A 7,998-nucleotide genomic window follows, 5' to 3' on the forward strand; every position below is an offset into this window, starting at 1 on the left:
ACTGTATGGAGCGCATGGGGCACCTCCCCTATTAAGCAACGAACTCAGCTTTTATAGAAACATCCCTCCCTCCAGGATTCATTATGGCAGTCCGGATAAGCAATTGGCAAATTTTTAGAATTTATTGCTACTGTAAAATCCATCCAACAGTGTTTGTTTTGATGGACAGGGAACAGAGTTGCACGGAGTCCTAGATAAACCATGCATCCCGCAGGGATGCCAGAGAATAAAATAGCCTGCCATCCCTGCCGGGATGAAAAGAATCGTTCGGGGCTATTTTTCCGGTGGTATCGCTGCGCTCAACCACCGGCTAGGGGCGGTGATCCCTGCCGGGATCGGAAAGTCTTTCGCTTTTCCTCCAGTTCCTCGGTAAATTTTTTTCCGAATGTGCTCGTCCATTCTCACGCCATTCCGCGACTGCTGCAACGTTTGCCGGGTTTGGCTTGCCACTCCCCTGTCCAGCGGTCAAAATGAGCCTGGCTTTCGGCCGGCTCGGCATGGTTGGGTCTGGCAATTCTCACTTTTCAAAGCAAATCCACAAATGAACATTCGTGCGAACCGATTAACTTTTGTCGCCACGCTATTGCTGTGTCTGCGCGCGGGCGTACCGGTGTTGGTCGGCGCCGAACCTCGCCAAACCGCCTGGGGAGAATTAACCGTTCTCGAGCCGCGCGACGCGTCGGGCGGATATCTGGCCAAGATTGCAGCCACTCCCGCGAGCGGTCGCTGGGATCTTCCCGCTGACCTCCAACCGGTCATTTTTGCCCGCCAGACAGCACAGAGTCAGCCGGTCTATCTGCCGCTAGTGTTCGAAAGCGAAACTGGCGCGCTGGCGGTTGCAAATTCCGCCGAGTCAAAATTGCAAGCGGGCGCTACATTCACGCTGGGTTATGCGGCAACGACCGAACAACTCCCTGATGGTACATGGCTTTTGCCTGCGCAAACGGCACAGGTGTTGGGTACCACGGCCAAACTGGAAACAACCGGCAGTCACCATCGCATTGGCTTTTGGACCCAGCCCCGGGACGAAGTCGCCTGGAAGTTTACCGCCACGCGCTGGGGACGCTATGACGTAAAAATCACCTACTCCCGTGCCGAACCAAAAACCGCCCTGGCGCGCTTACAGTTGGACGGTCAAGAATTGCGCATTCCGTTACCAACCACGGAGAGTTGGTATCAATACGCTACCATCCCCGTGGGGTCAGTCTATATCAAGGGCGAAGGCCCCCAGGAACTGCGCATCATTCCCCAAGAATTGGCTGGTTCGGCCTTGATGAATTTGAAGGCGGTCTTTCTGCAACCGGCATTTGAGAGCGATGAACGGATTGTGACGGCCCAGGACGGCACACTGACCCTCCCTGCCCGGTCCGCTAGGATTCACGGAACCAAATTGCGTTACGAGCCAAAACCAGAGAAAAACACGCTGGGCTACTGGACCCAGACCGGCGAGGGAGCCACCTGGGAATTCACGGTCGATCAGCCGGGAAAATATACGGTCGAAGTGTTACAAGGTTGCGGCACGGGCCAAGGGGGCTCGACCATGGAAATTCAAGGCGTCGCGGGGACGCAGCCCCTCACATTTATCGTGGCAGAGACGGGGCATTTTCAAAAATTTGTCCCCAGGCAGGTCGGTCAGATTGAATTCAACAGCGGCGGCATCAAAACGCTTGCGGTTGTCGCCAGCAAGATCGCGCATGCTGCGGCGTGCGATATTCGTGAAATCCGTCTGCTGCCCTTGAAATAACCCCCGTCTAAAGGGCATGTCATCGGGCGGCGATCCATGGCCGATGCTTGATTGGCGCTATAATCCTAGCGAGGGCTTTGCCCGCAACCCAAAGGGATAAAGTCAGCAGGCAATAGAACACAGATGACACTGATCGGACTGATTTTCGCTGATCAGAGGGGATTTTATCGACGAGAAACTTGAATCCAAGCGCATTTGCTGATCTGTGTTAATCAGTTCCATCAGTCAAATCTGTGTTCCATGACTAAAAAAGGTCGCGGCACTGGCCAGGATTACAAACAGAACGGCTGCCAGAGGTCGTAACTCTGTACCACAAATGCATGGATAACGGAAAATCTTCGCAAGAGGCGAAGAATGTAAAGGTTAGTAGTACGGGAGTTAACCGCGGTCAGCGGGCCGGGTTTGCCGTTATGCTTTGCATCTTGGCCCCTCCTTTTCTGCGAATGGCCTCTGGTTGATCCACAAACAAAGCAAAAACGGTAAAAACCGCATTCTTGAGGGGCATAATTGGATTTTTGAGATTTTTTTCCAATTGGGCCAATATCTGACAACTTGTGCCGAATATCCCCCATCGGACCGTTAATTGCCCCTTGTCCGGGGGTGATCGCAGCCGGTTTCCCGTTGGCAAACATCCATGCCCGAGGGGTGATTTCCCGGAATTTCCCCCCTCAGTAAAAAATTTTAACCATGTCCGTCGTCGGCTCCCGCGAAAATAAACGCGGCCTGGTGTTTGCCAGTTGGTAAATGGCTGTTCCGGTCAATTTTTGTCCTTGTTTTTTTCGGAAAAGGAATAGACCCATGCTGAAAAAATTGTTTGTTACCGGTGCGGCGTTGGCCCTGGGGGGAATGCTGTATTTTGGCACGTCGGCCCATAGCTATGTCTCGACCGGCTGGGGCCGCTTTAGCGAGACGGTGCAAGATTCCGTCCCGGTCGAATTTGAAATCGACCGCGCCCGCCAAATGGTCCGCGATTTGATCCCCCAGATCAAAAAACACATGCACACCATTGCCAAGGAAGAAGTCGCCGTCCAAAACCTGGATGCCCAAATTAACACCGCCGAAGAAAAATTGGCCAAGGATCGCGCCGACCTGGGCAAGCTCAAGAACGACTTGGCCGCCGGCAAGGATAATTATCGCTACGGCGGGCGGACCTATACCGTGTCCCAAGTCAAAAACGACTTGGCCAACCGGTTTGAACGGTTCAAAACCGCGGATGCCACCCTGGGAAGCCTCAAGGATATCTTATCCGCCCGGCAAAAAAGCCTGGACGCCGCCCGTGCCAAGTTGGAAGGAATGTTGGTGGCCAAACGCCAACTGGAGGCCGAGGTCGAAAATTTGGACGCCCGCCTGAAAATGGTGGAATTGGCCCAAACCAATAACGAGTACAACCTGGACGATAGCCAACTGGGCCATGTCCGCGAGCTGATCGCCAGCCTGCGGGGCCGTCTGCAAGTGGCCGAAAAACTGGCTCAGACTGAATTCCACACCGACGGCATTGGCGAAATCACCGTCAGCGAGGAAGTTCCCGCCGATCTCTTGGATCAAGTCGCGGAATACCTGGGTGAAAAAGCTCCGGCGAACACAATCGCCGAAGTGAGCACAACTTCGGAACAGAAGTAAACATCAGTTCCGGGCGGTGAAGCGAACTGGCTTCACCGCTCGGACTTTTTTGTTTCTGAACTGAAATGGTTACATCGTGGTTCGGGCTTCAGCCTGTAACCCCAGGGATTGGCGGATAAACTACTTTTGGCGAAGTAGATAATCGGTCCTTTGGCCCTTTCATTCCCTTACTTCCCATTGACCTAGGGCGACGCCGCGCTTGCCACAATTCCTTTAGCACGCCTGGGATCAGTCGGGCCTTCGGCCCGCAAAGAATTAAACGCCTTTGGCCCACATAGCATTGACAAACGAAATAACTTTGAACCGCGAAGTGCTTTTACGTTCACATGAGTTAAGCCAACTGTCCCTTGGGTTGCGGGCAAAATCCGAACTTGATATTCCGGCCGATTCCTCATCGTCATACAAAAAATCACCTCCCGATCCCTGTTAGCGCAAGGTTATAATCATGGCAGCCAATCTGCTTACGGAAACGCAGGGTTTTTGGCCCTTGTGGCGGATGGTGGTGGGGAACTGGCGGACACAAAACGCCGCCGCCACCCGGACAGGACTGGTTTCGGCACACGCACCCACCACAGCGGCCATGTCCACACCTTCTATTCCCGCTGAACCCTTGAATTCCCCCCGCTTTTTGATCTGGGCGGATAATGTCGGGGCGTATCTGGTCTGCACCCAGTCCAGCGTGGTGCTAGGCCAACCTGCCACCCCCGCGGTTGCTGATATCCCCATTTGGGCGGACATTTCGCGACGGCATGCCATCTTGCACCGTGATCGCGAGGGGTATTTGTTGGAGCCGGCGCGTGAGACATTTCTTGACGGAAAACCAGTGCAGGCAATTACTTACGTTCGACATGGCCAAATCATCCAGCTTGGCGGCAGTGTCCGCTTGCGCTTTTGCAAGCCCCACCCCCTGAGCATGAGTGCCCGACTGGAATGGGTCAGCCATCACCGGACGCAACCCGCCACGGACGGGATCGTGTTACTGGCGGAAGCGTGTATTTTAGGACCGGCCGCGGCCGCGCATATCGTTTGCCCCCAGGCCAGGCAAGAAGCGGTCATTTATCGCCAAGGGCCGGACTGGCAAATTCGGACCGCGGGAGAGTTGCAAATTGATGGCAAAACCCTGACAGGTAAAGGAAAAATCATGGCAAATTCGCGGATTTTGCTCCCCGGAGCCAGCCTCAGCGTGGAGCCGCTAAGCTAGAACCGCCCGGTTTGCCTGTAGAATGGCAAGAATGTTGAGTATAGTGAAGTTAGTTCCAGGCGGCGGAGTTTTGGATAATTCAAAATCTTAGTGTTCGCCGCCAAGATTTGTAGCTTACCAGCGAATTCCACCTAAGAATTAACAACGGCTGACTTTGTTACCCCCTCCTTATATGTTGAGCCAGGCAAATCATGGCCCTCACGGCTGAACAACTCGACCCCGCCGGAGCGTCCCCTTCCACGGGTACGCGATTTTTATATTCCAACGGCGCCCAACCCGTCAGCGGCTATACCATTAAACGGGGCGTCGGGCACGGGGGCTTTGGCGAAGTTTATTACGCCGTGAGCGACGCGGGCAAGGAAGTCGCCCTCAAGCTGGTCCGCCGAAACCTGGATATCGAGCTGCGCGGCGTCACCCAGTGCCTCAACCTCAAGCATCCCAATTTGGTCGCGCTGTATGACATTAAGCGGGACGACCGCGGCGATCATTGGGTGATCATGGAATTTGTCAGCGGCGAAAGCCTGGAACAATTGATGGCCCGGCAACAACACGGCCTGCCCGAGCGCGAAGCGCTGCGCTGGTTTCGCGGGATTGCCTGTGGCGTGACTTACCTGCATGATCATGGCGTGGTGCACCGCGATTTAAAGCCGGGCAACGTCTTTCAGGACGAAGGCGTGGTAAAAATCGGCGACTACGGCCTGTCAAAGTTTATCTCTTGCAGCCGCCGCAGCGGGCAGACGGGCAGCGTGGGGACCGTACATTACATGGCGCCCGAAGTGGCCAACGGCCGTTACGGCAAGGAAATCGATATTTACGCCCTGGGGGTCATGCTGTACGAAATGCTCACCGGCCGCCTCCCGTTCGAAGGGGAAAGCCTGGGCGAGATCCTCATGAAGCACCTGACCGCGCAACCGGATGTCAGCCGGTTAGCGGAACCGTATCGCACGATTGTCACCCGCGCCCTGGCCAAGGATCCCTCGCAGCGATTTAGCAATGTGACCGAAATGCTGGCGTTATTGCCCGGAGGCCTAGGGGCGGTCGCCGGTCCAGAGGGAGGATTCAAGGGGCATCCCGGCGACGGCGTTCATCCCGAGCATTCCGGCTTTCGCAGTCTCCCCCCCGGTAAAAATGCCCCGGCGGGGGATTATGCCTCCGGTTCATCGAATCAACCCTGGAACAACGGCCTGGGGGATGAGCCTATCTCGCTGTTTCTTAACCAAGTCCTGCGCGATATTCACCGTTGGTGGATCGGACTCCCCTCCAATGGCCAATTGATCGTGGGCATCGTCGGCATCGTCTTTGGCCTTGCCACCATCTGGGCCTGGGGACCTCCAGTGGCGGGATTGGCACTGGTCTATTGTGTGTATTATGTCATCCGGGCCATTTTATTGGGTATGACCAAGAGCAACGTCAAGTCCTCGGAATCGGCGCCAGTTGCCACCGGAAGACAACCAGCGGCAGCAAACTTGGTTTCGCCCGCTGTGTTTGCCGCGCCAATTACCGCGGAACTGGTGGCGGAGCCCCAGTTGCATATTACCCAGCCCCATCCAGGGGGAGCGCGCTGGCAACCCGCCCCCCGGCGGCGCAGCAACCGGCTCTCGCGGGCGGAATTGATCGAAACTCCTGGAAGGCAATTTACCAGTTGGATCGGGTCCCTAATCGGCTCAACTTTTATTGTGGCGATTGGCGTATTAATCGGCAGCATCCTCTTTGACCACGAAATTCATGTTAATGAATTAGCCTGGTTGGGACTGGTCAGCCTGATGTGCACTTGGACAATCCTGGGCTTTGGCAAGTTATGGGAACGCCACCAGGGAGATGTGGTCTTGCGCCGGCTGGTCATGCTGGGGGCCGGCTTGGGGCTGGGACTGTGCGCTTATGGTCTGAGTGACTGGTTAATGGCCTGGCCCCGATTTGATCCGCAATTGTTCTTTTTGGATGAACGCATGACAATCGTGGAGCGGAATACATTCATTAACAGCGCCGGGTACGCCAAATTGCCCGCTTTTGTGTTGTTCTTTGGCTTATTGCTAAGCGTGCCAAAATGGTGGACGTATGCGGATCCCCTGCGAGAACGCCGGTTTAGCCTGTGGGGCGTGTTGTGGATCGGGCTGGTGGCTTGCTTGATTTATATGGTTGCCCCCTTTGCCCAACCGTGGGGATACTTGATCGCCATGACGACGTGCGCGGCGGTGATGATCGCGGCACGATGGGTCCCCCCCGCCGAACGGTACCTGGACGAATCAAAAGCAACCCACGCCTAAGGCGGAACGCGCTTTTCTTTCCTCCGCTTTAATAACGCAAGCATTTTGCACATTTTGATTAACTCGTTTTGGATTCGGAGAATCTTCCATGGCCGCTGAATTCGTGTTTTTACCCGGATTGGCCCTCATTGCCGTGGTTTACCTGGGCTTGCTCGCCGGTTCAATTTATCTGGCTGCCCGGGAACAAACACACGTTTTTGGTCTGGTTGCTTGCGCTTTGCTGTTAGTTGCTCCGTTGGCAATTTTTTTAGTTGTTCGAACAACCGTGGTCGAGTATCCCCCTCCCCCAGTGGCTTTACCGGTTCAGGTCACGCTGCCAGGTGAATTCCAAGAGCAAATCACGCTGCCTCCGATGCCGACGGTGCCCGCCCCCGTGTTTCAACCGCAGGTTTTGACACCTCCCGCACCCTTTAGCCCCCCTACTCCGCAGCAAGAATTCGCTTCGCAAGCACGATTTTATTGGGGAGGCGTGAGTCTTTTTATCTTCATCATCTTGGCGGTGGCGATGGTCGTTGGTTTTGTGTTAGTGCTCGTGCTGATTCCCAAGAATGTGCGTTCCGGAACATTGAAAGGGGCGTTAATCTGCGCCGCCTTGATCGGCGCTGCGGTGGGTTTGTATTTCTTGCGAGAGGGAGAGGCTCCGGGTTTCAGGTTGCGAGTTTCCCCCCGTCCCATGCTGATGGAGCAATTGGATTCCCTGCCAGAGGGGGGCTTTCATTCTTTACCCTCATCGCAGTTACATCCCACCCATCCCGTGGAAGTTCCCTCGACGGGGTTATTATCCACAAATCACGATGCTTTGCATGAACTAGCGCGACAAGCGCTCGAGGAGGGAACTACCCCCTCTCTTGATGCCTCCCAGGGCACCAAAATAGTCGAAGAAAAACCCGCTGAATCAAAACCGGCTGAACCAGCCCCAGCCGCAGAACCACCTCCTGCCGCCGAACCAGCGCCCGCCGTAGCAGCGCCCACGGAACCAAAACCGGCCGAGGCCCCCGTGGCAGAGGCAACTTCCCCCGAACCAGCCCCTGCCGCCGTAGCAGCGCCCGCCGTAGCAACGCCCACGGAACCAAAACCGGCCGAGGCCCCCGTGGCGGAGGCAACTTCCCCCGAACCACCCCCTGCCGTCGAACCAGCGCCCGCCTTAGCAGCGCCCACGGAACCAAACC

At 55.7% G+C, this 7,998-nt stretch carries 5 protein-coding genes; all 5 read left to right on the plus strand.

Annotated features, from left to right (window positions below; all coding sequences use genetic code 11):
* Window positions 1–541: 541 nt before the first annotated feature.
* Window positions 542–1,744, plus strand: coding sequence for a hypothetical protein (locus SFX18_07450; GenBank protein ID MDX1962971.1), 1,203 nt, complete (start codon window positions 542–544; stop codon window positions 1,742–1,744).
* A 798-nt stretch (window positions 1,745–2,542) separates the two neighbouring features.
* Complete coding sequence (locus tag SFX18_07455; protein MDX1962972.1) at window positions 2,543–3,364, plus strand: hypothetical protein; 822 nt, start codon at window positions 2,543–2,545, stop codon at window positions 3,362–3,364.
* A gap of 445 nt (window positions 3,365–3,809) precedes the next feature.
* Window positions 3,810–4,565 carry an FHA domain-containing protein gene (locus SFX18_07460; protein ID MDX1962973.1) on the plus strand — a complete coding sequence of 252 codons (756 nt, stop codon included), beginning with the start codon at window positions 3,810–3,812 and terminating at the stop codon, window positions 4,563–4,565.
* A 191-nt stretch (window positions 4,566–4,756) separates the two neighbouring features.
* A complete protein-coding gene (locus SFX18_07465) occupies window positions 4,757–6,829 on the plus strand; it encodes a serine/threonine-protein kinase (GenBank protein ID MDX1962974.1) in 2,073 nt (690 codons plus the stop codon).
* An 88-nt stretch (window positions 6,830–6,917) separates the two neighbouring features.
* A partial coding sequence (locus SFX18_07470) for a hypothetical protein (GenBank protein ID MDX1962975.1) occupies window positions 6,918–7,998 on the plus strand: 1,081 nt, incomplete at its 3' end.

It is taken from the genome of Pirellulales bacterium (assembly GCA_033762255.1).
Taxonomy (GTDB): Bacteria; Planctomycetota; Planctomycetia; order Pirellulales; family JALHPA01; genus JANRLT01.

Bases quoted from the DNA above. Each gene is read 5' to 3' on its own strand.
- SFX18_07450 (MDX1962971.1), top strand. From the start codon at position 542: ATGAACATTCGTGCGAACCGATTAACTTTTGTCGCCACGCTATTGCTG.
- SFX18_07455 (MDX1962972.1), top strand. From the start codon at position 2,543: ATGCTGAAAAAATTGTTTGTTACCGGTGCGGCGTTGGCCCTGGGGGGA.
- SFX18_07460 (MDX1962973.1), top strand. From the start codon at position 3,810: ATGGCAGCCAATCTGCTTACGGAAACGCAGGGTTTTTGGCCCTTGTGG.
- SFX18_07465 (MDX1962974.1), top strand. From the start codon at position 4,757: ATGGCCCTCACGGCTGAACAACTCGACCCCGCCGGAGCGTCCCCTTCC.